The organism is Paenibacillus jilunlii, from assembly GCF_900102965.1.
Classification (GTDB): domain Bacteria; phylum Bacillota; class Bacilli; order Paenibacillales; family Paenibacillaceae; genus Paenibacillus_AQ; species Paenibacillus_AQ jilunlii.
The window spans coordinates 1-26,936 of record NZ_FNGM01000023.1 but is presented as its reverse complement, the minus strand read 5'-3'; the positions used below and the strand labels follow the sequence as shown (position 1 = coordinate 26,936).

Below are 26,936 nucleotides of genomic sequence, written 5' to 3'. Positions count from 1 at the left end.
CGTCTGCATAATGCAGGCAAGTCCCTCATAGACATGTACTAATCAATGCTTTTCCAAAACAGGTTAAGGGGATGATGTCATGCGCCGGATAACATGGGTACTCGCGATCATTATGAGCGTGGCCCTGGTGCTCGCGGGATGCGGAAAGAAGGACGCCGCTTCCGTGGTCAAGGATTTGAACAATGTGTCTGACAAGCTGGAGAGCAAGCAGGGGGCTTACCAGGGTTCGGGCACGATGACGCTGTACACCGGCGAGCAGCCGCAGGAGTATAAGGTGGAGGTCTGGTACAAGAATCCTTCCTACTACCGGATCAGCCTGTCGAACGTCCAGAAGGATGTTACGCAAATCGTGCTGCGCAACGATGAGGGCGTATTCGTACTGACACCAAGCCTTGGCAAAAGCTTCCGCTTCCAGAGCGACTGGCCGGACAATCAAGGCCAGGTCTATCTGTACCAGACGCTGCTCCGGGGAATTGTCTCCGACAACAACCGCCAGTTTGTGGAGGATGGAGACAACTACGTGTTCGAGGTAGCCGCGAATTACCAGAGCAGCGCGCTGGTCCGCCAGAAAATCTGGCTTGCGAAGAAGACCTATGAGCCGAAGCAGGTGCAGGTCTCCGATTCGGAAGCCAAGGTTGTGGTGAACGTGAAGTTCGACAGCTTCAAGTTCGATCCGGAATTTACCAAGGATTCTTTTGATATGCAAAAGAATATGGCAACAGGCAGTGCAGCCGAGAGCACACTGGCGGAAGTGGATGAGAATGGAAATCCGGTCGCTGCACCGGAGAACGCCCGGCAGGAAGACCAGACGGCAGCCGCTGAACCCGGTGATTTCGGGATTATTGAACCGGGTTATATTCCGGCCGGTGTGCAGCTGAAAGATTCCAACAAACTTGAGGACAGCAAGGATCATTCCGTGCTCCTCCGGTATGATGGAACGTACCAGTATACGATCATTGAGTCACGGCCGCTGGACCGTGCTGTCTCACTGGCTCCGGCAACCCTGGTCGATCTCGGATTCACCGCAGGAGCGCTGACCGGAGATGAACAAAAGACACTGACCTGGATGAGCGATGGTGTGCAGTACCGGATCACCAGTGCAAATCTTCCAGTCAGCGAAATGATGCAGATTGCCGCTTCTATGGAGGAACAATCGGGTAAGTAAATATCAGTAGGCGGATACTGCGTATTGTGGGAGTCATTCCTCTACAAGCAGTATCCGCTTTTTCAGCTCTTCTGGCCCTGACAGGACCTATAGAGGTTCTGCCAAAAGATAGCTCCCTGCTTACATTGACAGCCGCCTTCGATTAGCATTACCATTGATGGTAAGACTATAATCAATACGATGCAGAGATGTTTTACTACAATGTTAGAAGGTGACCCTGAAGTGCAAGCAAGCTATCGACCTACAGTAGCCGAGATTAATCTCGATGATCTGCGTGCCAATTATGAGGCCTTCCGCAAGGTTCTTCCTGCGGAGACCAAGTTCATGGGATGCGTCAAAGGAAATGCGTACGGCCATGGGGCGGTGGAAGTGACCCGGGAGCTGGAACGGCTTGGAGCGGATTATGTAAGTGTTGCTTTTTTGGATGAGGCATTGGAGCTGCGTCAAGCGGGAATACTAATTCCTATTCTGGTGCTCGGCTACACCTCTCCGGAAGGAATACCCGTTGCCTGGAAGAACCATGTAACCGTAACACTGTTCACCCCGGAGGTACTGGAGGCGGTAAGACAGCTTCCGGTTGACCCGGAGCACCGGCTGAAAGTGCACATCAAGATAGACAGCGGGATGGGACGGCTGGGGCTTTTGCCGGCTGATGCCCCTGATTTTATCGCTGAAGTGCATTCTGTAGCGCAGGCGGAGCTGGAGGGGATGTTCACACATTTTGCCAAAGCAGACGAAAAGAACAAAAGCTATACACTGATGCAGTACCGACGGTTTATGAGCGTGGCCGAAACGCTTCGGGACAGAAACATTCACATCCCGATCATACATACGGGCAATAGCGCTACGGCCATTGATACACCTCTTCTATCCAGTAACATGGTGCGTGTAGGCATAAGCTTGTACGGTTTCTATCCCTCGACAGAGGTGAACCACGAGCTGGTGGCTCTACACCCGGTAATGACGCTGAAGACGCAGGCGGTCTATGTCAAAACCCTGCCGCCCGACTGGGGCATCAGCTACGGCACCCGGTACTTCACAGACAGCGAGGAGATCATTGCGACGCTTCCTGTGGGGTACGCTGACGGATATTCCCGCATGCTAACAGGCAAAGCTGAGGTGCTAATACGCGGACGCCGCGTTCCTGTCGTCGGAACCATCTGCATGGACCAGTGTATGGTAACGCTCAAATCTTTCGCTGAAGAAGCGGAACAAATCAAAGCTGGCGAAGAGGTTGTACTCATCGGACGCCAGGGTGCCGTGTCCATCACGGCAGACGAACTGGCGCTCCATCTTGGAACGATTCACTACGAGGTAATCTGTATGCTGGCCCACCGGGTGCCGCGTGTGTATGTACGCGAAGGCGCTGCTCCTAACCTGGTGAACCCCTTGCTGCAGACCTAATGTCTTGACCGAGTTGCTCATGCAGGAACGGAATAGAAGGATATGCCCGTGTGACTAGTGTGACTTATGGTCTATACGAACCGCCATTTCTAGTTTATAATGGAATGCAGCATACTTGATATACTGGCGGCATATATTCCTTGTATAAAATTCCTTGTATATTGTAACACTGGAACACAAGGGCAGAAGGTTTGTGGGGGTGGAAGAGAAGGTGGCCAATTTGCAGAACACCAAAAGAATCATGATCAGCTTGCCCGATCATCTCTTGCAGGAAGTGGATGGGATCGTCCAATTGGAGAACTCCAACCGGAGTGAATTGATCAGGCAGGCCATGAAGCTGTATCTAAGCGAACGGAGGAAACGGACCATCCGCGATTCGATGCAGCGTGGCTATATGGAAATGGCTAAAATCAATTTGACCATGGCATGCGAGGCGTTTCTCGCGGAGGAAGATGCAGACAGTACTCTTGGCCGCTTAGTAAGCGGGGTGTAGATATTGATCGTTAAACGCGGCGACGTTTTTTTTGCCGACCTTTCGCCGGTGGTGGGTTCAGAACAAGGCGGAGTACGGCCGGTACTGGTCATTCAGAACGATATTGGCAATCGCTTCAGCCCGACAGTCATTGTGGCAGCCATCACTGCCCAGATTCAGAAGGCTAAACTGCCGACGCATGTAGAAATTGATGCGGCTGCTCACGGCTTTGACAGGGACTCCGTCATACTGCTGGAGCAGGTTCGGACAATTGACAAACAACGCTTAACTGATAAGATCACCCATCTGGACGATGAAACAATGAAGCTGGTGGATGATTCGCTGCAAATCAGCCTGGGACTGATTGATTTTTGAATCAGGCAGACGTATAGATCACAGGAAATGTATGGAGAGGCACACTGGTAAAATTCCAGTGTGCCTTTTTGAGTTGGACGCAGCTAAAATATCATGAATTTTACAGTGTGCTCCATCTGTGAATTGTAGTATCATGTCCATATAAATAACACTATATGTTATTTATATTTTAAAATTTATATAAACAGTTCTTATATTCCCAAAATAAACCCCCGCTTTTTGAACTGTGTGTATTCGGTTTTAATAGTAAAACGCTGTCAATTCTCCCCGCTTGAATAAGCTTACCAAACGATTTGTAAAAAAAGATTTAAAATTAACTATTGGTGTGGTATAGTGTTGTTACGTAACAATACGTTACCTATTTTCCGTGTTACATAAGTTAATCATCGATGGGAGGTATTTACAATGTATCGGATGGGACGAAAATTGGGCTTGTTAATGTTGGCGGGTTTACTGGTAGTACTGACGGCGTGCAGCAGCAATAATTCTAGTACTGCAGCTAACGGGAATGGGAATGGGGAATCGGAAGGCAAGACAACCACGCTTAAGTTTTTTCACCGCTGGCCCAATGAACCAAGAAATTCGTATTTCAATTACATTAAGGAGGAATTCGAAAAACAGAATCCGGGTGTCAAAATTGAGATGGAATCCGTCCTGAACGATAACTACAAGGAGAAAATCAAGGTTCTTGTCTCCTCAGGGGACATCCCGGATGTCTTCTCCTCCTGGTCGGACAGCTTTGCCGAAAGTCTGGTCTCCTCCGGCAGAGTTGAAGATCTTAGTTCAATGTACGACTCTGATCCGGACTGGGCAAAAACCCTGGTTCAGAATCAGCTGAAGTCCTTCACTTTTGATGACAAAATATATGGTGTGCCTTTTACGATGGATGGAAAGGTCTTCTTTTATAATAAGAAAATATTCAGCAAGCTGGGTCTGGAAAAACCAAAGACCTGGGACGAGTTCATAGCTCTGCTGGACAAGCTTAAGGCTGCCGGCTACGACACGCCCATTATCGAAGGCCTCCAGGATTCCTGGGCCGTGGGGCACTACCTGGGCACTATGAATCAGCGGATGCTGAGTCCGGAGGTGCTGGCAACTGACTATGCGGTGGGTACAGGCCAGTTTACCGATCCGGGATATTTACAAGTACTGAAGTATTGGCAGAAATTATCCTCGTATATGGGGCCAAACGCGACTTCCGTCAACCATGAAGCGACGAGAAATATGTTCATCGCCGGAGAAGTGCCGATCCATTATTTGCAGTTTGCCGAGCTGGGTTATCTGAAAGATAAACCCGATCTTGAGTTTGATTATTTTAACTTCCCGCAGTTCTCCGAAGGTAAAGGGAATGCCGAAGGTCTGACAGGTGCACCCGAAGGATTCATGATCAGCAAGGAGACAGCCAATAAAGAGCTTGCCGAGAAATTTGTAAAGTTCATTGTCTCTCCTGAGAATGCAGCGAAGTTTCAGCAGGATGTAGGTTCTATGACAACTGTAATCGGTGCGGCTACGAAGGAAAATTCCCCGCCGGGAACCTTGGAAGCGATCGATGTGATCCAGAATGCGGCAGAAACCACCCCTTGGCTGGATAATGCGGTGGATGCCAGCGTAGCCGATGCCTTTATGCGTGGAGGCCAGGCCATTGCTGCGGATATTGAGACTCCTGAAAATGTGCTCAAAGAAGTGCAGGCTGCAGCGGCGAAGCTTAAAGCAGTCAAAAAGTAGAAACGAAGTGCTTCAACTGTGAAGAGGGGGCTTCAGCTCCCCTCTTTTCTTCTAAGATACAAGGGAAATGCGTCTAACTGGGTTCCCGGATAAAACAGGGGGAAAGTGATGAGAACGAGAAGAACGATAGCTCCTTATTTGTTTGTCTTGCCGTGTGTGCTGATGCTTGCAGTCTTCGTATATATGCCTCTGATCCAGAATTTCTTCTATAGCTTTCAGAATATCTCCCTGCTGTCAGGAAAAAGCTCATTCGCCGGTTTTGATAACTATAAAACGCTGTTCTCCGACCCTGTTGTGGGCAAAGCCTTAATCAATAATGTGAAATATGCCGTGATCTCATTAATCTTTCAGGTAGGATTTGGACTAGTTCTGGCCGCCATCCTGGAGGAAGAGTTTCTGAGAAAGGTCTCAGCGGTATTCCGGACGATCTTTTTTATACCCGTTATTATTTCCATTACGGTTATCTGTTTGTTATTTTCCTTCGTCTATAACCCGACGGACGGTCTGCTGAATATGTTCCTGCAAGCTGTGGGACTTGATTCCTGGGCTAAACCTTGGCTGGGTTCCGGTACTACAGCCATTTATGCCGTCATTGCCGTATCGCAGTGGCAGAGCATCGGCTATTGCATGATGTTGTTCATTGTGGCCATTCAGAAAATTCCGCGCGACCTCTATGAAGCGGCCAAAATTGACGGGGCAGGCAAAATAAAAATCTTTTTCAGCATCACGCTGCCTCAGGTGAAAGAAATGATTTTTGTAAATTCACTTCTGACCATAACAGGGGCGTTTATGGTATTTAACGAACCCTTTATTTTAACCAAGGGCGGAGGCCCCGGAACCAGCTCCATTACGATTGCGGTTCTGATGTATCAGAACGGTTTTGTCAGAGACAGCATGGGTTATGCCGCGACCATCTCGCTGCTTATTTTTGCCATTACAGCAGTGCTGGCGCTCATACAGACGTTGTCATTCAGAACAGGGAAGGGGGACTGATTATGGCCGGCAAGCTGTCTATTTACAGACTCATTGTGTTGCTGCCTCTCCTGGTAGGGGTAGTCCTGGTGGTGTACCCGTTGTTCTGGATGGTGTCCTCATCATTTAAAAGCTATGATGAAATTTTTGGTTCTGTTTGGAATCTGCCAAGCGAGTGGCTGTTTTCGAACTACGTAACCGCCTGGACCAAAGGGATCGGCAATTATTTTATGAACAGTGTGATTGTCACCGTCAGCACGATTGCGGGCGTTGTCATCATTGCTTCACTGTGCGCGTATGGACTGAGCCGCTTCCGTTTCCGGTACAGCAAGACGCTGTTTTTGTTCGTGCTCGGTGGAATGATGCTGGACCCGCAGGTGTGTCTCGTACCACTGTACAAGCTTTTGCAGAATTTAAATATTCATAATACGTATTTCGCTCTGATTCTGCCCTACATTGCCTTCAGGCTGTCGATTGCAGTGCTGCTCATCCGCTCTTATTTCCTGGGGATCCCCAAAGAGATTGAAGAGTCGGCAACCATGGACGGCTGTTCGGTCTTCCGGACCTATCTCAGCATATTTCTGCCCATGTCTCTTCCTATTATTATGACAACCATCATTCTTACCTCCTATTATGCCTGGAACGAGTTCCTGTTCTCTATTATTTTTATTGACTCTGACAAATACAGAACCATTCCGGCAGGGCTGATGAACTTCAAAGATGCATTGTCAACAGACTGGGGGGTTCTGCTGGCTGGACTGGTCATCTCTTCAATGCCGCTTATTATTCTATTTATTTTTATGCAGAAATACTTCATTCAGGGCATGTCTGACGGCTCTGTAAAAGGCTGAATATCGAACTTGGGAGGATTTATCCATGAGAATAATTGCCGTGGGCGACAATGTTGCGGATTGTTATTTGGATCAAGGGCTCTACTATCCCGGAGGCAATGCCGTAAATGTGGCTGTAAATTGTAAGCGGAACGGATGCGAGGAAGTGTCCTATATCGGTGTATTCGGGAATGACAAGAAGTCAGATCATATTATGGACTCGCTGGATAAGGAAGGAATCAGCTATCGTTATTCACGCAGAGTGTATGCGGACAGCGGCTCGCCCGGTGTGAAGCTGGTCGGCAATGACAGAGTATTCGTACGCGGTGCCCAGGATACAGCCCAGCATCTTCTCCGGCTGCGCCTAATGCCTGCGGATCTGGAATATATTGCGGGACATGACGTCTGCCATACCAGCTGTTATTCCAGCATAGAGAGGGAGCTTCCTGTAATTAAAGAGCATTGCGATATTTCCTTCGACTTCTCCACAAGGACGGATGAAGATTATTTGGGGCAAGTATGCCCTCATATTAAATATGCGTTTTTTTCGGGTGCGGAGCTTGACTCTGCGCAGATTGAAGCACTCATAAAGACTTGCCACCGGTTGGGGACGGAGATTGTAGGCGTAACGAAAGGAAGTGAAGGCGCGCTGTTCTCCAGAAACGGTGTGCTGTACAAACAAGGAGTCACTCCGGCGGAAGTCGTGGATACGATGGGAGCGGGAGACAGCTTCATTGCCGGATTTCTGGTATCTTATCTGAAAAAGGGAGTTATGGAAGAGGCGCTGCAGTCCGGGGCGAATTCTGCCGCGTATACCTGCACCTTTTATGGGGGATTCGGGTATCCCAAACCCATCGGGGAGTAGTTATACACCTGAGTGTACGGTCACAAGCTGTTCATTGCTTGAACAGCTTTTTGACATGTTATTTATTGCTCACTAAATATACAATACGAATTTGTCGCCTACGATATGCTGTTCCCCGTAATGAATGATCTCCATGGTGGAGGAAACAACGGTGCCCTGGGAGAGCAGCAGCGGATAGCCGACCGGAATCTCCAGGTACTGTGCTTGTGCCGAATCGGCAAATACGGTCTGGATCGATTTGCGCTGGCGCATGAAGGAGACATCACGTTTGGCTTTGATAGCAGCGTACAGCGAACGGTTGTCCATATTTTCCTGCAGCAAAAAATTATATGCTTCTGTAAACACGGCGTAATCCATCATTACCGGAACTTCGTCGGCCAGCATAATGCGGCGGATAGCTACAAGACTGGAGTTCACAGGAACATTCAGCGCTTCGGCGAGCTTGGAAGTGGCACTGATCTGGCGCTGTTCAACCAATTTGGAAGAAGGTCTGAGGTTGTTAAGCTTGCAAATTTCCGTAAATCCCAATACCGAGGGGCCGAATTTCGCTTGAATTTTGGGTGTGGTGATAAAGGTGCCTTTCCCTTGCTTGCGGTCAAGCAAGCCCTCTTCAATCAATTCACTGATTGCAGTCCGGACCGTGCGCCGGCTGATTGAGTACATCTCGCATAACTCAAATTCAGTGGGAATCTTCTGCCCCGGTTTTATGATGCCGGCTTCTATATCGGATTTGATAATGTCTTTTAACTGCACATAAAGAGGGATAATGCTATCCGGCTGTAATTGTCTCATTGCAGCTCCTTTTGAGAACGATATTAGAATTCAACTAATGATTATAACGTTGGCGATTATTGCTGTCAAAAGCCAACCACTGGTAATATATAATACTTTTTTTATAATGTAAACCGTTTGAACTTCAGGAAAAGGGTTGATTTCAGGGAATATCCATAGTAACATATAGATACATTACGTTACATAACGTAACAAATAGGTGTTTCTGGCCTGCCAGAGATATCTACAACAAGAGGAGGAATTTATCAATGAACCAAGAGCATGTGCAACAACTGGAAGCAGCGATTCAAGCCGTAGCCCAAAGAAAGGTAACCAATTTCTATTTTGTAGCCTGCGGTGGCTCGCTAGCAAACGTTACACCAGCGCAATATATTCTGGATCGTGAGATTGAGATTCCCTCAGCCGCTTATTCCTCTAACGAATTTATTCACCGTTCCCCCAAAGCCCTTGGACCAAATTCCGTGGTTATTACCTGCTCCCACTCCGGGAACACCCCGGAAACTGTTGCTGCAACGACATTTGCCCGTGAGAAGGGTGCATTGACGATTTGCCTGACCAACCTGGTGGACTCACCGCTCTGGGAGGCTGCGGAATTCAAACTGCATTACAATTACGCCCCTTATGGCGAGGAGCTTCGTGGGGAAGAGACCAGTATGGCTATCCTGTACCGTCTGGTATTCGGAATTCTCCAGACTTTGTATCCGAATGAGAAATATGCCAATGCGATCAGCTCCATTGAGAACGGCCTGCATGGTGTGTATGAACGGAATAAGGCTTTAACCCTCGAAGCTGCCAAAGCATTCGGACGGAATTACAAGCGGGAAAAGCTGATTTACACCATGGCCAGCGGAATTAACTATTCTGTAGCCTACTCGTTCGCTATCTGCCTGCTGCAGGAGATGCAATGGATTCATTCCAGTGCCATCCATTCCGGGGAATACTTCCATGGACCTTTTGAAATTACAGACTTTGATGTACCGTTCATCGTGATTAAAGGGCTGGGAGAGACCCGGCCGCTGGATGACCGTGCTTACGATTTCTGCGTAAAATATTCCGACAAAACTATTCTGATTGATGCGGAGACGTTTGATCTGGAGGGAATCTCCCCGGATGTGCGTCCGTACTTTACGAACCTTGTAGCCGGTATTGTACTCAGACAATACGCACAGCATTTGTCTGAAGAAACCGGGCATGCGCTTTCGGTGCGCCGTTACATGTGGAAGATGGAATATTAAGATATTCCAATAGGTAATATTTCTTGTGAAACGGGAGCGGCGATGTTCCCGTTTCCTTTTCCTTTTAGGTTGGATTCCCGTTTCGTTGTCCGGAATTTAGCAGATGGATGAGGGATTGAAATGAGCATTTATCATTCAATAGATGATTTCTTGCATCGATTGGAGAGTACGCTTATATCCAATAAAGAGCCGGTCGATGCCAACCGGATTCTTGCCGAGCTGCGGGCCTCCTATCATGAAGTGGGCGGGAACGGGGGCAAGCTGTATCTTAAGTACGCGGATGAGATCAGGGCTATGCTGGAGTATCCGGAAGAAGTCGTGATCAGTAAGGCTATGTATTGTGAGTTCAAACAGGGCTTCAGACAGCTGAAGAAGCTGTGGCAGGCCAAAAGGAATGTGGAAAGCTTCTATATACATTGCTGCTGCCAGATCCGCCAGTTGCTCATATTTAACAGAATGTCAGAAGAACGCTGCCGCAGCTGTCAAGGGGCTCTCCTCTATTATTATGAAGAAAACTCCCAAATGGTCATCAAAGAATGCCAGGCCTGCAGAAGAATCTACAGCAGCAGAACAGGCACATTAATTTCCGCCTCCAAAGGCCTGAAGCTAAGCAGGGCAAGCAAACAAAACCTGCAAGAGGTGGTCAGCCCCGCCGAATGGATCGGATATGGCGGGGAGTGAAGGGATAAAGGAGCTTTGCTATAGTTTCAAATGGACTGGCCCGCCGTTACTGCGGGTCTTTTGTTTGATTATGGAGGATGCCCGGGCAATAAAATATAAGAATAAATATGCTTCGCAATAAATGTTCCGTGTTTTTCTCGCTGAAACGGATACCGTCTGCTTAAGGACGGCGTACCCATTTCGACTTGTTACAAGACCGGATGCAGCCTATGATGACAAAAATTCACTTTTGGAAAGTTTTTGTGTTACAATTAGACCGGATGGTCGGTTTAGAAGGGGGTGGTCAGGATTAAAGGACGTTCTGACGGAGAAGAGACAAAGAAACGGATTGTGCAGAAGGCTGCACAGCTGTTTGTTCAAAAAGGATACGGAGCTGTAACGATGAATGAGGTCTGTTCAGCGGCAAAGGTCAGCAAAGGCAGCCTGTATCACCATTTTCCCAGCAAGGATGAGTTGTTCCTGTACGTGGTCGAAGACGATACGGAGCAGTGGCTTTCCCAGTGGGCCGAGAAGAGCAGCAGCATCAGTGGCCTGGAAGAGCGTTTCTATGCGCTGGGCGAGCATTATGCGAACGATTTCCAGAATCCCCTGATCCGGGCGCTGGAGGAGTATGCCAGATCCCGCCCCCATTCCGACGAGGTTCATCAGCGTCTGGCGCAGCTCTGCGAATCTGCCTCGGAAGCCTGCCGGAATCTGCTGCAAGAGGGAATGGATACCGGATATCTGATAAAGGGAAATCTGGACAATTACGTTATCATTGTGAGCGGTTTGCTGGAGGGAGTCGCCAGAGTCAGCGAGATTATGGCTGCGGCGAAGGCGCCGGAGGATATCATGCAATATTACCGGGAAGCGATAGGGCTGCTGCTGCAGGGGATACGTGCCCGGTAGGGACTCCCGGTTAATAACGCTGCTCATGTAAGCCTCCACTGAGGGATTCGTCAACATCGTCAGCAGGACTCTGTCAGGAGTTTTCTTAATATCATTAAGGTAAAACTTTGGCCTCCGGTGCACCGCTATATGCTGAGTAGGAATGAGCAGAGGTAAAAGTACCTTTGAATTCGGTGTGGGCGGGAGATATAGGGAGATGAGAGGTAAAAGTACCTTTGATTTCTCCAAAAGTGGGGTGCAGCGTGGAATGTGAGGTAAAAGTACCTTTGATTTCTCCAAAAGTGGGTTTCAGCGCGGAATGAGAGGTAAAAGTACCTTTGATTTCTCCAAAAGTGGGTTTCAGTGCGGAATGAGAGGTAAAAGTACCTTTGAATTCTCCAAAAGTGGGTTACAGCACGGAATGAGAGGTAAAAGTACCTTTGAATTCTCCAAAAGTGGGTAACAGCACGGAATGAGGGGTAAAAGTACCTTTGATTTCTCCAAAAGTGGGTTACAGTGCGGAATGAGAGGTAAAAGTACCTTCGATTTCTCCAAAAGTGGGTTGCAGCACGGAATGAGAGGTAAAAGTACCCTTGAATTCTCCAAAGTGGGTTACAGCACGGAATGAGAGGTAAAAGTACCTTTGATTTCTCCAAAAGTGGGGTGCAGCGTGGAATGAGAGGTAAAAGTACCTTTGATTTCTCCAAAAGTGGGTTACAGTGCGGAATGAGAGGTAAAAGTACCTTTGAATTCTCCAAAAGTGGGTTACAGCACGGAATGAGAGGTAAAAGTACCTTTGAATTCTCCAAAAGTGGGTAACAGCACGGAATAAGAGGTAAAAGTACCTTTGAATTCGGTGTGAGGGCGCAATATTTTCGTGTGTGCTATCGTCAGCCGGGTAATTTTCTTTTGCATATAAATAGACCGGATGGTCGGTCTTATTGTTTTTTAATTTCTTACTTAAGGGAACACCAAGGATATGAAGATTGGGTTCTGGAAATACGGAGGTTACTCAAATGACATTATTACTTAGGAACCGGGGAGCGATGCTGCTCCTGATGCTGAATATATTTCTGGCGTTTACAGGGATCGGACTCGTTGTCCCGATTATGCCCACTTATATGAATGAGCTGGGGATCGGAGGCAGCATTGTCGGGCTGCTGGTGGCAGCCTTTTCGCTGACCCAACTGATCCTGTCCCCTTTTGCAGGCGGGGTGTCCGACCGGGTGGGCCGCAAAAAAATCATTGTCGGCGGTTTGGTTGTATTTGCGCTGTCTGAGCTGCTGTTTGGTCTTGCCGAGTCAAGCTGGCTGCTGTTTGCGTCGCGAATGCTGGGAGGCGCCGGAGCGGCAATGATTATGCCCGCGGTCATGGCCTATGTGGCGGATACGACCTCTATGGAGGAACGGGCCAAAGGCATGGGGCTGATCAATGCAGCGATTACCACCGGTTTTATCATCGGACCGGGTCTCGGCGGCTATCTGGCGGAGCTTGGCATTCGTGTGCCTTTTTTTGCAGCTGCAGGAGCAGCGGCATTCGTGGCCGTGGTGACTTTTGCCGTACTGCCGGAGTCACGTTCGAGCGCAGAGCTGGGCGCAGCCAAGTCTATACAGGAAAATAAAGACAGTAAGGACAGCCTTATTACTCAACTGGTACGCTCCTACCGGGAGCCTTATTTCTTCGGATTGCTGATCGTCTTTGTGCTGTCCTTTGGACTTGCCAATTATGAAACGGTATTCGGATTGTTTGTGGATCATAAGTTTGGCTTCACCCCCAAAGATATCGCCTTTGTGATAACTTTTGGTTCGATTTCGGGGGCGGTGATTCAGGTTACGGCGTTCAGCTGGATTCTGAATCGTTGTGGGGAAAATAAGGTTATTTCGGCTTCACTGCTTGTTTCAGGCCTATCCATCTTTCTGACTTTATTTGTGCATGGCTATTGGGCCATTGTTACTGTAACCTTCATTGTGTTTCTTGCGATGGATATTTTGCGGCCCGCTGTTGGCACGCAGCTCTCCAAAATGGCGACGGAGTCGCAGCAGGGCTTCGTAATGGGCATGAATTCCGCGTATACAAGTCTAGGGAATATTGCCGGACCGATTGTTGCCGGAGTCCTCTTTGACCTGGATATCAACTTTCCGTATGCTGTGGCTGCGCTTGTGCTCATGCTCTGCTTTTTGCTGTCGCTCGGTTCAAGAAAGCGGATGGGCCGCCCGGATCAGCAAGCGATTCATGGTGATTAATTTTCTCAGGGTTTTGGCACGGGGCTAATCTGTGATACTATTTTAGGTAGACTATATGAACACAGACCGTGTACGGAAAGAGGGATTTCATTGACGGTGGATACGAATCAGGCGGGTCCGGCGGCTGAAGAGGCGCTGGCCCGCCAGGAGCAGGAAACGATCACGCAGGCGATTGCCAAGGAGCTTGGCATCAGTGTGAAGCAGGTACGGACTACGGTAGGGCTGTTGGATGAGGGGAATACGATTCCTTTTATCGCCCGGTACCGCAAGGAAATGACCGGTGAGCTGGACGAGAACGTACTGCGTGATATTGAAGAGCGGCTGAGCTATTTGCGCAATCTCGGGGACCGTAAAAAGGATGTGCTCCGCAGCATTGAAGAGCAGGGCAAGCTGACAAAGGAGCTGCAAGAGCAGATTCTGAAGGCTGTGAAGCTGCAGGAAGTGGAGGATTTGTACCGTCCGTTCCGCCAGAAGCGCAAGACGCGCGCCAGTGTCGCCAAGGAAAAAGGGCTGGAGCCGCTGGCAGACTGGGTGATGGAGCAGCGCCGCCAAGGTCAGCCGCTTGAGGAAGCCGCGAAATATATAGATGCGGAAAAAGGTGTGGAAAGCGCAGAGCTGGCTCTTCAAGGCGCGATGGACATTATCGCGGAGAACATTGCCGACGATCCCGCCATCCGCTCCTGGGTCCGCCAGTATACAGCGAGTCAAGGCATACTGGTCTCGGAGGCCAAGGATACGGAGCAGGAGAGTGTCTACGAGAACTATTACAATTACCGTGAACCGGTACATAAAATGCCGCCGCACCGCATTCTCGCCATCAACCGCGGCGAACGGGAAAATGTGCTGAAGGTCGGCATAGAAGTGACGGCCGACAAGATTCATGCCTTTATCCTGCGGAAGCTGGTGAAGGGGCCATCTCCGGTCAAAGAACTGCTGGAAGCAGTGACCGAAGATGCCTACAAACGGCTGATCGCACCTTCCGTGGAGCGCGAGGTGCGCGGGGAGATGACGGAAAAGGGGGAAACGCAAGCGATTTCCATCTTCTCCGGAAATCTGCGCAGCCTGCTGCTGCAGCCGCCGGTGAAGGGGCGAAACGTGCTTGGTGTCGACCCGGCCTACCGCACCGGCTGCAAGCTGGCCGTGGTGGACGACACCGGCAAGCTGCTGGAGGTGGCGGTCACCTATCCGACGCCGCCGAACAACAAGAAGCGGGAAGCGGCGGCGAAGTTCAAAGAGCTGATTGCCAAATATGGCATCCAGCTCATTGTGATCGGCAACGGCACCGGCTCGCGGGAGACGGAGCAGTTCACCGCCGAGGTGATCGCAGAGATCGGCGATCCGGGGCTGGCGTACCTCATTGTCAATGAGGCCGGAGCCAGTGTGTATTCCGCCTCCAAGCTGGCGCAGGAGGAGTTCCCGGACCTCGATGTGGCGGAGCGCAGCGCCGCCTCCATCGCCCGCCGCGTGCAGGACCCGCTCGCGGAGCTGGTCAAGATCGACCCGAAGGCGATCGGTGTCGGGCAGTACCAGCATGACGTCTCCCAGAAGCATCTGGAGGAGAGTCTGAAAGGCGTCGTGGAGTCGGCGGTCAACCACGTCGGTGTCGATGTGAATACCGCATCCGCTTCCCTGCTGTCTTATGTCGCGGGAGTCAATGCGACCATCGCCAAGAATATAGTGAAGTTCCGTGAGGAGAACGGCAAGTTCACGACCCGGAAGCAGCTGCAGAAGGTGCCGCGCCTCGGCGCCAAATCCTACGAGCAGTGCATCGGCTTCCTGCGTATTCCCGGCGGCGACAACACGCTGGACCGTACACCCATCCACCCGGAATCCTATCCGGTGGTGGACCGGCTGTTCCGCGAGCTGGGGCTGGATGTGGCCTCGCTCGGCAGCAAGGAAGTAGCCGAACAGCTTCAGGCGCAGGATGCCGCCGAGCTGGCGGTGAAGCTTGATGTCGGCGTGCCTACACTGCGCGACATCCTGGAGAGCCTGCAGCGTCCGGGCCGCGATCCGCGCGAGGAGCTGCCGCAGCCGATCTTCCGCACGGATGTGCTGAAGATCGAAGACCTGGTTCCCGGCATGGAAATGCAGGGAACCGTGCGCAACGTGATCGATTTCGGCGCCTTCGTCGATATCGGCATCAAGAACGACGGGCTGGTGCATATTTCCCAGCTTAGCGGCAGCTACGTGAAGCATCCGATGGACGTTGTCTCCGTTGGGGACAATGTCACCGTATGGGTGATGGGCGTCGACCTCAAAAAAGGCCGGGTCAGCCTGACCATGCGTCCGCCGCGCGGCAATGATGGAGGCGCGAAATAAACCATACCGTAAGCCACCTGCTTCGTCTTCTGAGGCAGGTGTTTTTTTGTTAGTTAGGCAATTATGATTTCCCTTACTTATGGACAAGATGTACATAAAGTTGGGTTAAGTAGAAGTGAGTTCAGCAGATTTACCCAAAAGGGTAGAAAATCCAGTCGAAGTTGGCAGCCTTCTTGAGCCCTTTTTGAGCTCATTTTACAAATAGCGCCTTTCGAAGAATTAGCTGAGCAATGCTAGTTGGAAAAAGGGAGCTTATTTCTCCCCAAAATCAGCAAATGTAAGGTTTAAGTGAAAAAATGTAACTTAATTGGACCATTTTACCTAAATAGGAGCGGAATGAGCTTAATTAGTTATCCTTTTTCCACTTCACTTGCGGAGAATGGGGTGTATGAGCAAGTTAGTTACCCTTTTTCCACTTGGAATGGCCGAAGGATTCGTAAAGGGTTCGCCAGGCGGCGCTAACTGAAATTATAAACGGCTATGATTTGGAAAAAATATGAGACAGGCGGGCAAGCTATTGAATGAAACCGTGATTCGGAATTTTAGGCAGGAGGACATGGCAGCGCTGGGTGGATTTTATCAGGCGGTGACGGCAAGCGGTCCCGCTTTAGCGTATGATGCCCTCACTACAGAAGACAACCTCCCGTTAATCTCGGCCAGTGGCTGAACGATCGGGAGGTTTTCCTTTGGTCAACTGCACAATACATTTCGTCCGAACATCAATATTATTTAATGAGGACAGCCTTTATACTGAAAGCGTGTTCAACAAGAGTTATAGGGGGCTGTACAATGGAAGGATTAACAATAGGCTGGTATGGGGCACTGGCAGGACTGGCGCTCGCGATTATTCTGATCCTGAGAAAGCTGAATCCGGTGTACTCCTTGTTTCTGGGGGCTATCGCAGGTGCGCTGATTGGCGGGGCCAATCTGGAGCAGACGGTCAGTGTACTTGTAAGCGGTACGCAAAGTGTCATGGGTACGGTTCTGCGCGTGCTTGCCGCCGGTGTATTGGCAGGGGTGATGATGGAATCGGGAGCGGCCGAAACAATTGCCCAGGCCATTGTGAAAAAGTTCGGCGGGAGCAAGGCCATTTTGGCGCTGGCTCTGGCTACGATGATAATTACAGCGGTGGGGGTATTTATACCCGTAGCCGTACTGATAGTGGCACCGATTGCTTTATCTGTAGGCAATAAAATGGGCATCTCCAAAACGGCGCTGCTGCTCGCACTCTCCGGCGGCGGAAAAGCAGGGAACATCATCTCCCCCAATCCGAATACGATTGCCGCTGCGCGGGGGTTCGACCTGGATCTGAGCCATGTGATGCTGGCCGGCTTCATTCCGGCAGTTTGCGGCTTAATTGTAACCGTTATCGTAGCTTCTCTTCTGAAAAATAAAGGTGTGAGGGTGCTGGACGGGGAAGCAGTGTACAACGAGATTGACACCTCCAAATATCCGCCGCTCGGCAAGGCTATCGTGGCACCGCTTGTTGCGGTCATTCTGCTGATGGTCAATCCGATCGGTTCGATCACGGGCATCGATGCTCTTTCCCGCATTAAAGTTGATGCCTTGTACATTCTGCCGGTTGCCGGGATTATTGGCCTCCTGGCCATGGGCCAGGGAAACAAAATTCTGGCCTATACCTCATCCGGCCTCAATAAAATGACAGCAACGGTGCTGATTCTGATAGGTGCCGGAGGGATTGCCGGACTCATTGCCGCTTCCGATTTGTCTGTGCAGATCGTCAGCCTGATCCAGGCGTCTGGGATTTCGGGAACGTTCCTGGCACCGATCTCCGGTATTCTGATGGCGGCCGCCACCGGCTCTACCTCGACGGGGGTTATCCTGGCGACGGGTTCGTTCGGACAAGCGATTTTGAATATGGGCACGGCGCCGCTGGCTGCAGCGGTCATGGTGCATACCGGAGCAACGGTCATCGACTCCCTGCCGCAGGGCAATTACTTCCATGTCACAGCGGACAGCATGAAAATGTCGATTAAGCAGCGGATGGGGCTGATTCCCTATGAAGCGATAGTTGGCGGGACGATGGCGGTTGCGGCGACGGTCATTTACGGATTTTTGTTATAGAGTACAGGCTTTAATATATGGTATGGGGTGAGGATATGAGCGAAAAAGAAAAAACATTTATACTGGCACCGGATTCCTTCAAAGAGAGCATGACTGCCAAAGAAGTCTGCATTGCCATGGAAAAGGGTCTGAGGAAGGTCTACCCGGCTGCCCGTTATATTCATGTGCCGATGGCTGACGGCGGGGAAGGAACCGTACAGTCCCTGGTCGATGCTTCGGGCGGGGAAATTCATTATAAAGAGGTGACCGGACCGCTTGGGCAAAAGGTTACAGCGAAATACGGCATTCTTGGCGGTGGACAGACTGCGGCGATCGAGATGGCTTCCGCGAGCGGCATCCATCTGGTGTCGAAGGAAACCCGGAACCCCTTGGTCACAACCACTTACGGCACCGGAGAGTTGATCCGGGAGTGCCTGGACCGGGGTATCCGCAAGATTATCATCGGCATCGGCGGCAGCGCGACGAATGACGGAGGTGTTGGCATGGCCGAGGCGCTCGGGGCCAGGTTCCTGGATGAGTCGGGAGCGGAGCTTCCCCGGGGCGGCGGCAGTCTGGACAGACTGGCGAGCATAGATATTTCTGCGCTGGATGAACGCCTCCATCATGTGCAGATGATTGTTGCCTGCGATGTGACGAATCCGCTGTGCGGTGAGCAGGGAGCTTCCCGTGTGTTTGGCCCGCAAAAGGGAGCTACGCCGGAAATGGTGCAAAAACTCGACGTCAATCTGGCCCATTATGCGGAGGTCGTGAAGCAGCAGCTTCACAAGGATGTGCGTGATCTGCCCGGTGCGGGTGCTGCCGGAGGGTTGGGAGCGGGGCTGCTGATCTTCACCCGGGCTGTGCTGCAGAAGGGGATTGAGATTGTGATTGAATATACCGGCCTGAAGGAAAAGCTGGCTGGTGCCGATGTGGTGTTCACAGGCGAAGGCGGCATTGATTATCAGACGAAGTTCGGGAAGACTCCCTACGGTGTCGCCCGTGCTGCCAAAGCCAGCGGACAAAAGGTCATCGCAGTCGCCGGTTACATTGGCGAGGGCATAGATGCCCTGTATGAAGAGGGCTTCACGGCAATCTTCGGCATCGTCCCCGGGGCCTCCGGCCTGGAGAAGCTGCTGGCCGAGGGGCCGCAGAACGTCGAGCGGACCTGTGAGAATATTGCGAGAGTTCTGAAGCTAAGCGAATAACGTAAAAGCTGCGGTCCTGAAGAGTTTACTTCAGGGCCGCTTAGTGTGTGGAGCGGTATTACTTATAGAGCGCCAGCAGACCATGCGTGAGCTCGAATAGCTGGAGCAGATTGCGCGGATCTTTTCCGGTCAGGGACTGAATCCGTTTCAGGCGGTATTGCAGCGTGTTGCGGTGGATATTCAAGTCATCGGCGGTATGGGAGACGCTGCAATTATGGTTAATGAAGCTTCTAAGCGTCTCTATCATATCTACGGCATCCTCCAGCTTGGCGGCGGTGTTAAACGGAGCCAAAGGAGCATGGCTCAGCTTCACCAGAAATTCCACATTTTCAAAAGCAATAACCTGTGAAGCAGGCTTCAGCGCCAGTAGAATATTCATCGCGGATCTGGCCTGGCGGTAGCTTTCGGCTATGCTTGCTTCCTGTTTGCCGGCGGCGATCAGCACTTGGGGCTGGACCTGCAAAAGCTCGCGGATCAGCGGCCTTGGATCGCCTGATTCCTGTAAGATAAGCAGCTGTGTATCTTCATCCATAGCAAATGAAGGGTAGCGCAGCAGCAGCTTGTCCGGGTCTGCATCGGTACTGAAATGCTTGATGTACAGCACCACGGTTTTCAGCAGCAGGTCAATCTGATACGGCGCTGCTTCTTTTCTCAGCTTTTGGGAATAGGCCCCCTGATGATTCAGCAGCAATTCAAGGAAGGCTTTTTTACGATTCGCTTCATGGGCCAGAGTCTCTAAGCTGTTGCGCTGCTCAATTAACAGGGATACTGTAGTTCTGACAATATTGCAAAAAGGGCGGACCTCGTCCGGGTTCCCGGAAATGCCGATGACTCCCACACGGGTATGACCGATTACAATCGGTTCATTGGTGCCTTTTTTCTCAAAACGGCTGTCCTCCCAGACCTCAACCATTCTGCCGGTGGACAGTGCCTGGACCGCTCCCTGATGCACCGTGCCGACCCGCTCTCTTCGGCCGCTGCCGATAATAATCCCGTCTGCATTCATGATATTAATATTGTATGGAATATCCATCATCATTTTATCCACGATCTCCTGGGCCTGATTCTCGGAAAGCTGGAACAATTCTACATCCTCCTTCGCCAAATGGGTAGATAACAGTTAGGGGCTTATTAGGGCTGACCCGTTACATTAAAGTTGTTGTGCATCTGAACAAAAGTATAGCGGATTTTAATGCTGATGTCAGGAGCACTTATTTGTTTCGGGTAGATCTGGTTCATATGCAACTTTAATCCAGCAGCGGACGTCTAAATACAGAGAGAGAAACAGCAGCATAAGGAGGGAATTTCAATGATTACTGTAAAAAAAATATTGGGGCATTCCGCCCTGGCCGCTCTAATGCTGGTCCTCGCGGCCTGCAATTCGGCGTCTGAAGCGGAACCGGAGGCTACGCTGGCACCGGGGCAGACCCAGGGTTCGCCTTCGCCAAGCGCGTCAGCGAGTGCAGCGCCGAGCGCGTCAGTGAGCGCAGCACCGAGCGCGTCGGCAAGTGCACCGGCGAGTGCAGCGCCGGCTTCTTCGGAACCCGCAGAGAGCCAGGTACCGCAGGCTACGGACGCACCGGAGGAGGGGATGCCGCCTACAGCCAAGGAAGCGGCATCCACAGTGCTGAGAGCACTGAGCAGAGGCGATATGGAGACACTCGCGTCCTGGGCGCACCCCGACAAAGGTGTCCGTTTTTCACCTTACGCTTACGTAGATACGGCCACTGATCTGGTGTTCACCAGAGATCAGTTGAAAGGGCTGATGAAGGATTCTAAACCGTACGTATGGCGCGAATTCGCCGGTTCGGGGGAGGTCATCAAGCTAACCTTTGCGGAATACTTCAAGCGGTTTGTATATGACGCTGACTTCATGAATAAGGCTAAAACTGCCCTGAATAAGGGGCTGGGGCAGGGAACAACCTTGAATAATATCAACGAAGTCTACCCCAAGGACAGCTACGACTTCGTTGAGTATCATATCGCCGGTGTAGATCCTTCGGCGGAAGGCATGGACTGGCGCAGCCTGCGCCTGGTCTTCGAGAAGATGGGCGAGGACCGCGCCCTCGTAGGCATTGTCCATGATCAATGGACGCCATAATGAGAGACGGACGCACCACTGGTTTATTCCGGTGGCAGCGTCCGTTTTCTATATGGCGACTCATTGAAAAAATACCGGAAATGCCAAGTGGGAGCAAAGATTGAACACAGGGACGTCTTGCGGACAGAGAATCCGCTATGTTGCCGAAAAGGCTGCATCCGGCTTCATTACGGACTGAGAATCCGTTATTTTGCCTAAAACGGCCATGTCTGCGGGTGTTTTAGGCAAATAAGCGCTCTGGAGTTCGGAACTATTGTACTTCGTGCCAATGCTTCAGCGCCCGGCGGTCAGTATCCCTGTGGAATGTTCCCTTCCGTTTGTTCCACGCCAAAAAACCGTGCCTCCCGGAGGGACACAGTTTTTTTAGGCCTATCGTCTGCAACCCGTAGCCAGCCTTTCAATTCCAATCGCGGCTTACCTTACACTGGAACCGGAGGATGAAGGAGCAGTGGTTAGGGACTTGGCTGTTGCGGTATAACCTTCCGGCAGATACGTTACTGCGGTGCCCTTGGTGATGACCATCGGGTACATTTTGCCCGGGGCCGGTTTGGTTACACTGAAATAGATGACCGCCGTTTTGTCTTTGCCGAATTCGATCCGGTTAATAGTCAGTCCATACCCCGGGTTCGGCAGATCGTTGACGGTAAGTGTAGCTTTGTTTACGCCTTGGCCCGCTTTTTCCAGAGTTATTGCACCCTCATACAGCTGAGCAGGAGCTGCGGTTCCCTCATCCGGAGGTGTCACCTCTGGAGTAATCACCGTTTGCGCAAACTCAGCAGCGTCATAGATCCAGACGGCAGCTTCCGCACGGGTCACCGCATCATTTGGACGGAAGGTATTGTTCTTCTCCAGTGTCACCAAATGGGTGTTTACCAGAATCTGCAGGCTATTCATCTCAGCATTGGACAGCTTGCTGCCATCCGAGATATCGGCGTACATCAGCGTTACCGGGAAGTTTCCTTTGCTCTGCAAAGCCTGAGTCATCAAGTGGGCGAACTGGATGCGTGTCATTGCAGCGTTCGGATCAACCGACTTATCCAGGGTCAGACCGTTTTGCTTCGCAATGAGGAAAGCGGATGCATACCAGGCCTTATCCTTTACTTTGTCAAAATATACACTAGACGTAACTGTACTGCCGCCGCCCGATGCCTTCGGGGACAACTGCAGGCCGTTCACGATAAACTGGATGCCTTGGGCAAAGGTAACCTTCGATTTTGGCGCGAATCTGTCCGTAGTCACTCCATTAACGACTCCCTTGTTATGCAGTGCGTTGATTTTCGACTCAGCGGGATCTCCCTTGATGTCGGAAAAAGCAAAAGCCGATGCTCCAAAAGATACGCTTGCCGCCAGAATGCCGCACGCAATAGTCATTTTTTTTGCGCTCATCTGGAAAGAATATTTATTCATTGTGCCTCACCTCTTATCCTCTTAGATGGCAGAAAGCGTAGAAAGGTTGCAGGTCCACTCCAAAAAAATGCAATGCAGAGGAATTATCCGCGCAGCAGCGATTCCGCACCGTCCACAAAAATCTCCGTGCCGGTAACATGAAACGACTCATCCGAAGCCAGGAACAGCACCAGGTTGGCGACTTGCTCCGGTTTGCCGGGAGCCTGCTCCAGCGGATGATTGCCGTCCGGGAATTCTACGGGGATTTGTACTTCCTTCAGATCTTCGCTTTTATACGTATTCTCTCCAATATTGGTGTCAATAGAACCGGGGCACACGGCATTTACGCGAATGGCGTATTGGGCCAGCTCCAGTGCAGCCATTTTCATAAAAGCAGTCTGTCCAGCCTTCGAGGTCGAATAGGCCGCCGCGCCAATGTTGGAGAATACCCGGTTGCCGTTAATCGAGCTGGTGATGATCATGCTGCCGCCGTCTTCCTTCATATAAGGGATGGCGTACTTGACGGTGGCAAAGGTGCTGCGCAGATTCGTATGGATCGTCTGATCCCAATCGTCCATTTCCAGGGTCTCGATGGGAGCCATCGTTCCGTTAATCCCGGCATTGGCAAAAATCACATTAATCCGCCCGTTCTCGCCGCCAATCCTGTTGATACTTTCTTCCACCAGGCCGGGATTGGAGACATCGCATTCGATGACTGTGGCCGTGCCGCCGATGGACTCAATCTCCTGTTTAGTCTCTGCCAGATTCTCGGGGGTAAGATCGAGTATATATACTGCAGCCCCATGCTGGGCAAAACGGATTGCCGTGGCCTTGCCGATCCCTGAAGCACCTCCGGTGACTACTGCGATCTTATCTTTCAATCGTTTGTCTGCCATGATCTATTCCTCCTTAAAGTTTTTTGAGCTTAGCATTCCTTGAAGAGCTTCGTACAAGCTGGTTTCGGAAACGTGTGTTCAGTGTTGTGTGCGTAAACCTTCCTAATTATCACTATGTGCAAAACTGATTTCGGGAGCAGCTGCTTGGGATGTGGCGTAACGCGATATTTTAGCACTTCAGTACCTAAATACCCTGTGCCCCCGGGATGAACCAGCCTTTTGATACGGTGAGGGTACATGGTGAGGGTAAATGGAGAGGGTGCACGGTGAGGATTGAACAACGGCGCCTTTTCGCTGTACACTTAAGAATGGTAGCGCTTTGATTATAAAATCAGTTCATGACAGGAGAACATAGATGGTTCAGCAGCAGGGGATGGAACGGATTAACGTGGGGATTTTTGCCCATGTTGATGCGGGGAAGACAACAACTACGGAGCATATTCTCTATGAAAGCGGCCGCATTAAGGCGGTGGGCAGTGTGGACAGCGGAACGGCGTTGACCGACTCCATGGAGGTGGAGCGCCAGCGGGGGATTTCCGTGCGTGCGGCCTTGGCATCGTTCGAGTGGCGGGGCGTGCTGGTGAATCTGGTCGATACACCGGGGCATGTCGATTTCCTGTCCGAGGTGGAGCGGAGCTTGCGGGTGATGGACTGTGCGGTGCTTATTTTATCGGCGGTTGAAGGCGTGCAGGCCCAGAGCGAGATGATCTGGAACGCGCTGCGTAAGCTGGGGATTCCGACACTGATTTTTCTGAACAAAATGGACCGGACCGGCGCGGACCCCGCAGCTGTGCTGGCTCAGGCGCGAACGTATCTGTCCGGTGATATCCTGCCGGTCCAGCAGGCGCTGGGTCAAGAGCGGAACTATGCCGGTGCCGTGGATCTATGGGCAGAAGCTGCGGACCCTGCGGCGCGGACAGAGCTATTGGAATCGCTGGCGGAACGGGACGAGGCGCTTTTGGAGACATATATGTCGGGGGCTCCGCTTGATCTGACAGCCTGGAAGAATCAGTTGAAGGCTGGAGCAGCTGCTGGTAAATGGTTCCCTCTTGTCTACGGCGTGGCAGCCAAGGGTCTTGGCATTACGCAGCTGCTGGACGCGATGACCGATTATTTTCCCCGTGCGTGCGGGAGTCTGGAATTGCCGGTATCCGGAATCGTGTACAACATTCAGCGTGACAAAAGCATGGGCCGCATGGCATTCGTCCGCCTCTATCAAGGAACGATCCGCAACCGGGATACGGTGATGAATTATACGCAGGATGTTCAAGGCAAGGTCACGCAGATCCGCAAGGTGGAAGGCGGGCGCACGGAGGATGTCGGCGCGCTGGAGGCCGGAGATATCGCCGTAGTCTACGGATTGTCCGGGGTAAGAATCGGTGATGTGCTGGGCGTGCCGGACGCGATTCCGCAGGAAGCGAAGCTGGCTGTACCGCTGCTCACCGTGCGGGTGCATTGGGATGCGGCTGTGGATGAGCATGAGGTCATCGGAGCCTTCCAGGAGCTGGCCGATGAAGACCCGCTGCTCGATACCCAGTGGCTGCAGGATGAGCGGGAGCTGCACATCAAGGTCATGGGTCCGATTCAGCTGGAAATTCTGGACAGTGTGCTGGAGAGCCGATATGGCTTGAAGGTTACCTTCGGCCAGCCGTCGGTGATCTATCGGGAAACGCCAAGCCGCACGGGCGAAGGCTATGTCGCCTACCTGATGCCCAAGCCGTGCTGGGCTATTCTGCGGTTCCGGATTGAGCCGGGACCGCCGGGCAGCGGTCTGGTCTATGAATCGCTGGTCCGCAGTTCCGATCTGCTGCCGCAATACCAGAACGAAACCGCCCGCCGCGTGCCGGAGGCGTTGATGCAGGGCCTGTACGGCTGGGAGGTTACCGACCTGAAGGTGACGCTGACCGAGGGGCAGCATCATGTGTGGCATACGCATCCGCTGGATTTTGCGGTGGCTACGCCGATGGCAATCATGGACGGACTGAACCGGGTCGGCACCAAGCTGCTGGAGCCGATTCTCCAGGTCCGCATCGTCGTGCCGGAGGAGAACGGCGGCCGCGTGATGAACGATCTCGTGCAGATGCGCGGCACCTTCGAGCCTCCCGTCTTGCAAGGCGAGCGGATGATCATCGAGGGACGGCTGCCGCTGGCAACGTCGCTCGATTATCCTGTGAGCTTAAGCTCCTACACGAAGGGGCGCAGCACGTTCACTTCCTTTTTTGCCGGCTACGAGGAATGCCCGCCGGATGTCCGGGCCGAGCGCACCCGCCGGGGTGTGAACCCGCTCGATCAGGCGAGGTATATTCTGAGCGTGCGGAAGGCGCTGCAGGGGTAGTTTTGAGGCGCCAGACCATTGGGTCTGGCGTTTTGTGATAGGGTTCTCCGGAGAATGTTGCTTTTGTGCAAGGTGCTTATCCTGATGCGCGGCTCCCTCAGAATGTATGGCTTTGATCCCTGTTCCTGCTTACATTTTTCTACAAATATGAAACTTTCATAGTATCAAATTCTTAATATCCTAAATTCTCCATTCTTACTGGTCGATATACTACTAGAGAACTATTTAGTGGGGAGGGAAGAAATGAGTAAGCATCATAGAAAAGGAAAGAGTATCAAAAAGAAAACCACTGCAGTCATATACTTGGCTGTAGTGCTGACGCCTCAAGCTGCGCAATATGCACAAATTGCTCAGGCCAAACCTTACATAGCACCCGTAAAGCAAATTACACTGCCTTCCGATCAGAAAGTAAACTTGAATCTGGATAATAGCTATAATTACAAAGCTAAGGAATATAACGGAAATGTAATCAAAGTGACTACGGACTCTGGTAATACTTTAAGTATTGAGCCATTAAAAGAAGGTAGCACATTCCTGACAGTGGAACTCTCCGACAGCGTAAATACCATCGTCCAATCTTTCGTTATCAATATTGTTGATACCGGTACGGATGGTATTTTGGATGTCGGAGATATCGTTAATCATTTGCGGATGTTCCCATCATCGGCCGTTGTCAGTGACGTTACCAAAATGCTCGAAGGCATAGAATCGCGTGTCTTCGCAACCTCACATACATACGTTTCCAATCTCTCACCTGTGGCGCTCAGCCAACCTATGATTATTTTTGATGCAAAGGAAGAGGCTTTTGTTCAGTCGTTCTCTGAGCTGAATTCTATGTTTACAGATCTCAACGGCGATTATCTTTCGTATTCGATTGTGCAGGGACCTGACCCGCTGAGTGGCCTGAGCCTGAGCTTGAATGGCGGTTACCTGTCCATTGGCGGGACCCCGACAGCACCGACGGCCTTCACGGTCCGTGCGACCGATCCGTCCGGCTTGTACGC

At 51.3% G+C, this 26,936-nt stretch carries 23 protein-coding genes; 19 read left to right on the top strand and 4 right to left on the bottom strand.

Annotation, left to right across the window (positions count from 1 at the left end):
- Positions 1-79: 79 nt before the first annotated feature.
- The 8 genes from BLQ82_RS27130 to BLQ82_RS27095 all read left to right on the top strand — a co-directional run bounded on the left by BLQ82_RS27130 (position 80) and on the right by BLQ82_RS27095 (position 7,808).
- Positions 80-1,165, top strand: coding sequence for a LolA family protein (locus BLQ82_RS27130; RefSeq protein WP_062519614.1), 1,086 nt, complete (start codon positions 80-82; stop codon positions 1,163-1,165).
- A gap of 222 nt (positions 1,166-1,387) precedes the next feature.
- Positions 1,388-2,569, top strand: a complete 1,182-nt coding sequence (gene alr / locus BLQ82_RS27125) for an alanine racemase (RefSeq protein ID WP_062519611.1) — start codon at positions 1,388-1,390, stop codon at positions 2,567-2,569.
- 211 nt (positions 2,570-2,780) lie between these two features.
- A complete protein-coding gene (locus tag BLQ82_RS27120; protein WP_025708964.1) occupies positions 2,781-3,062 on the top strand; it encodes a CopG family ribbon-helix-helix protein in 282 nt (93 codons plus the stop codon).
- 3 nt (positions 3,063-3,065) lie between these two features.
- Entirely contained in the window at positions 3,066-3,416 is a 351-nt protein-coding gene (locus tag BLQ82_RS27115; protein ID WP_019913013.1) for a type II toxin-antitoxin system PemK/MazF family toxin, read from the top strand.
- Between the two features lie 405 nt (positions 3,417-3,821).
- Positions 3,822-5,141 (top strand): ABC transporter substrate-binding protein, encoded by a 1,320-nt coding sequence (locus tag BLQ82_RS27110; RefSeq protein ID WP_244281024.1) that lies wholly within the window; start codon positions 3,822-3,824, stop codon positions 5,139-5,141.
- A gap of 108 nt (positions 5,142-5,249) precedes the next feature.
- Complete coding sequence (locus tag BLQ82_RS27105) at positions 5,250-6,134, top strand: carbohydrate ABC transporter permease (RefSeq protein WP_062519608.1); 885 nt, start codon at positions 5,250-5,252, stop codon at positions 6,132-6,134.
- Between the two features lie 2 nt (positions 6,135-6,136).
- The gene (locus BLQ82_RS27100; RefSeq protein ID WP_062519606.1) at positions 6,137-6,964 is read left to right on the top strand and encodes a carbohydrate ABC transporter permease; all 828 of its coding nucleotides are present in this window, start codon (positions 6,137-6,139) and stop codon (positions 6,962-6,964) included.
- A 25-nt stretch (positions 6,965-6,989) separates the two neighbouring features.
- Positions 6,990-7,808 carry a PfkB family carbohydrate kinase gene (locus BLQ82_RS27095; protein WP_062519605.1) on the top strand — a complete coding sequence of 273 codons (819 nt, stop codon included), beginning with the start codon at positions 6,990-6,992 and terminating at the stop codon, positions 7,806-7,808.
- Positions 7,809-7,880: 72 nt separating this feature from the next.
- Here BLQ82_RS27095 and BLQ82_RS27090 read toward each other — a convergent pair whose 3' ends face one another.
- Positions 7,881-8,600, bottom strand: a complete 720-nt coding sequence (locus tag BLQ82_RS27090; RefSeq protein ID WP_062519604.1) for a GntR family transcriptional regulator — start codon at positions 8,598-8,600, stop codon at positions 7,881-7,883.
- Positions 8,601-8,848: 248 nt separating this feature from the next.
- Here BLQ82_RS27090 and BLQ82_RS27085 point away from each other — a divergent pair, with 248 nt between their 5' ends.
- The 8 genes from BLQ82_RS27085 to BLQ82_RS27055 all read left to right on the top strand — a co-directional run bounded on the left by BLQ82_RS27085 (position 8,849) and on the right by BLQ82_RS27055 (position 19,214).
- A complete protein-coding gene (locus BLQ82_RS27085; protein ID WP_062519603.1) occupies positions 8,849-9,835 on the top strand; it encodes an SIS domain-containing protein in 987 nt (328 codons plus the stop codon).
- A gap of 120 nt (positions 9,836-9,955) precedes the next feature.
- Positions 9,956-10,516: a hypothetical protein gene (locus BLQ82_RS27080; RefSeq protein WP_062519602.1), complete on the top strand. Its 561-nt coding sequence runs from the start codon at positions 9,956-9,958 to the stop codon at positions 10,514-10,516.
- 279 nt (positions 10,517-10,795) lie between these two features.
- On the top strand, positions 10,796-11,404 hold the full coding sequence (locus BLQ82_RS27075; RefSeq protein WP_062519599.1) for a TetR/AcrR family transcriptional regulator: 609 nt from the start codon (positions 10,796-10,798) through the stop codon (positions 11,402-11,404).
- 995 nt (positions 11,405-12,399) lie between these two features.
- Positions 12,400-13,626 carry an MFS transporter gene (locus BLQ82_RS27070; RefSeq protein WP_062519596.1) on the top strand — a complete coding sequence of 409 codons (1,227 nt, stop codon included), beginning with the start codon at positions 12,400-12,402 and terminating at the stop codon, positions 13,624-13,626.
- 135 nt (positions 13,627-13,761) lie between these two features.
- On the top strand, positions 13,762-15,945 hold the full coding sequence (locus BLQ82_RS27065) for a Tex family protein (protein ID WP_208810834.1): 2,184 nt from the start codon (positions 13,762-13,764) through the stop codon (positions 15,943-15,945).
- 517 nt (positions 15,946-16,462) lie between these two features.
- Positions 16,463-16,612, top strand: a complete 150-nt coding sequence (locus BLQ82_RS32200) for a hypothetical protein (protein ID WP_157243747.1) — start codon at positions 16,463-16,465, stop codon at positions 16,610-16,612.
- Between the two features lie 122 nt (positions 16,613-16,734).
- Positions 16,735-18,030 (top strand): GntP family permease, encoded by a 1,296-nt coding sequence (locus BLQ82_RS27060; protein ID WP_062519590.1) that lies wholly within the window; start codon positions 16,735-16,737, stop codon positions 18,028-18,030.
- Positions 18,031-18,065: 35 nt separating this feature from the next.
- A complete protein-coding gene (locus tag BLQ82_RS27055; protein WP_062519588.1) occupies positions 18,066-19,214 on the top strand; it encodes a glycerate kinase family protein in 1,149 nt (382 codons plus the stop codon).
- Positions 19,215-19,272: 58 nt separating this feature from the next.
- Here BLQ82_RS27055 and BLQ82_RS27050 read toward each other — a convergent pair whose 3' ends face one another.
- Positions 19,273-20,298, bottom strand: a complete 1,026-nt coding sequence (locus tag BLQ82_RS27050) for a CdaR family transcriptional regulator (RefSeq protein ID WP_074648687.1) — start codon at positions 20,296-20,298, stop codon at positions 19,273-19,275.
- Between the two features lie 225 nt (positions 20,299-20,523).
- Between BLQ82_RS27050 and BLQ82_RS27045 the strand changes: the two genes are divergently transcribed.
- Positions 20,524-21,315, top strand: a complete 792-nt coding sequence (locus BLQ82_RS27045; protein WP_062519586.1) for a hypothetical protein — start codon at positions 20,524-20,526, stop codon at positions 21,313-21,315.
- A 414-nt stretch (positions 21,316-21,729) separates the two neighbouring features.
- Here the strand turns inward: BLQ82_RS27045 and BLQ82_RS27040 are convergent, their stop codons facing one another.
- Complete coding sequence (locus BLQ82_RS27040; RefSeq protein WP_062519584.1) at positions 21,730-22,722, bottom strand: S-layer homology domain-containing protein; 993 nt, start codon at positions 22,720-22,722, stop codon at positions 21,730-21,732.
- Positions 22,723-22,805: 83 nt separating this feature from the next.
- On the bottom strand, positions 22,806-23,597 hold the full coding sequence (locus BLQ82_RS27035) for an SDR family oxidoreductase (RefSeq protein WP_062519582.1): 792 nt from the start codon (positions 23,595-23,597) through the stop codon (positions 22,806-22,808).
- Between the two features lie 355 nt (positions 23,598-23,952).
- Between BLQ82_RS27035 and BLQ82_RS27030 the strand changes: the two genes are divergently transcribed.
- Together BLQ82_RS27030 and BLQ82_RS27025 are read left to right on the top strand one after the other, a co-directional pair.
- Positions 23,953-25,932 (top strand): GTP-binding protein, encoded by a 1,980-nt coding sequence (locus BLQ82_RS27030; RefSeq protein ID WP_074648684.1) that lies wholly within the window; start codon positions 23,953-23,955, stop codon positions 25,930-25,932.
- Positions 25,933-26,175: 243 nt separating this feature from the next.
- Positions 26,176-26,936, top strand: a 761-nt coding sequence (locus BLQ82_RS27025; protein WP_143013570.1) for a hypothetical protein, incomplete at its 3' end; no start/stop codon positions are given.

What these genes read in the sequence shown, in the direction of transcription:
- BLQ82_RS27085 (WP_062519603.1), top strand. Translation starts at nt 8,849, where the DNA reads ATGAACCAAGAGCATGTGCAACAACTGGAAGCAGCGATTCAAGCCGTA.
- BLQ82_RS27060 (WP_062519590.1), top strand. Translation starts at nt 16,735, where the DNA reads ATGGAAGGATTAACAATAGGCTGGTATGGGGCACTGGCAGGACTGGCG.
- BLQ82_RS27070 (WP_062519596.1), top strand. Translation starts at nt 12,400, where the DNA reads ATGACATTATTACTTAGGAACCGGGGAGCGATGCTGCTCCTGATGCTG.
- BLQ82_RS27100 (WP_062519606.1), top strand. Translation starts at nt 6,137, where the DNA reads ATGGCCGGCAAGCTGTCTATTTACAGACTCATTGTGTTGCTGCCTCTC.
- BLQ82_RS27130 (WP_062519614.1), top strand. Translation starts at nt 80, where the DNA reads ATGCGCCGGATAACATGGGTACTCGCGATCATTATGAGCGTGGCCCTG.
- BLQ82_RS27090 (WP_062519604.1), bottom strand. Translation starts at nt 8,600, where the DNA reads ATGAGACAATTACAGCCGGATAGCATTATCCCTCTTTATGTGCAGTTA.
- BLQ82_RS27105 (WP_062519608.1), top strand. Translation starts at nt 5,250, where the DNA reads ATGAGAACGAGAAGAACGATAGCTCCTTATTTGTTTGTCTTGCCGTGT.
- BLQ82_RS27080 (WP_062519602.1), top strand. Translation starts at nt 9,956, where the DNA reads ATGAGCATTTATCATTCAATAGATGATTTCTTGCATCGATTGGAGAGT.
- BLQ82_RS27030 (WP_074648684.1), top strand. Translation starts at nt 23,953, where the DNA reads ATGGTTCAGCAGCAGGGGATGGAACGGATTAACGTGGGGATTTTTGCC.
- BLQ82_RS27045 (WP_062519586.1), top strand. Translation starts at nt 20,524, where the DNA reads ATGATTACTGTAAAAAAAATATTGGGGCATTCCGCCCTGGCCGCTCTA.
- BLQ82_RS27040 (WP_062519584.1), bottom strand. Translation starts at nt 22,722, where the DNA reads ATGAATAAATATTCTTTCCAGATGAGCGCAAAAAAAATGACTATTGCG.
- BLQ82_RS27055 (WP_062519588.1), top strand. Translation starts at nt 18,066, where the DNA reads ATGAGCGAAAAAGAAAAAACATTTATACTGGCACCGGATTCCTTCAAA.
- BLQ82_RS27095 (WP_062519605.1), top strand. Translation starts at nt 6,990, where the DNA reads ATGAGAATAATTGCCGTGGGCGACAATGTTGCGGATTGTTATTTGGAT.
- BLQ82_RS27035 (WP_062519582.1), bottom strand. Translation starts at nt 23,597, where the DNA reads ATGGCAGACAAACGATTGAAAGATAAGATCGCAGTAGTCACCGGAGGT.
- BLQ82_RS27110 (WP_244281024.1), top strand. Translation starts at nt 3,822, where the DNA reads ATGTATCGGATGGGACGAAAATTGGGCTTGTTAATGTTGGCGGGTTTA.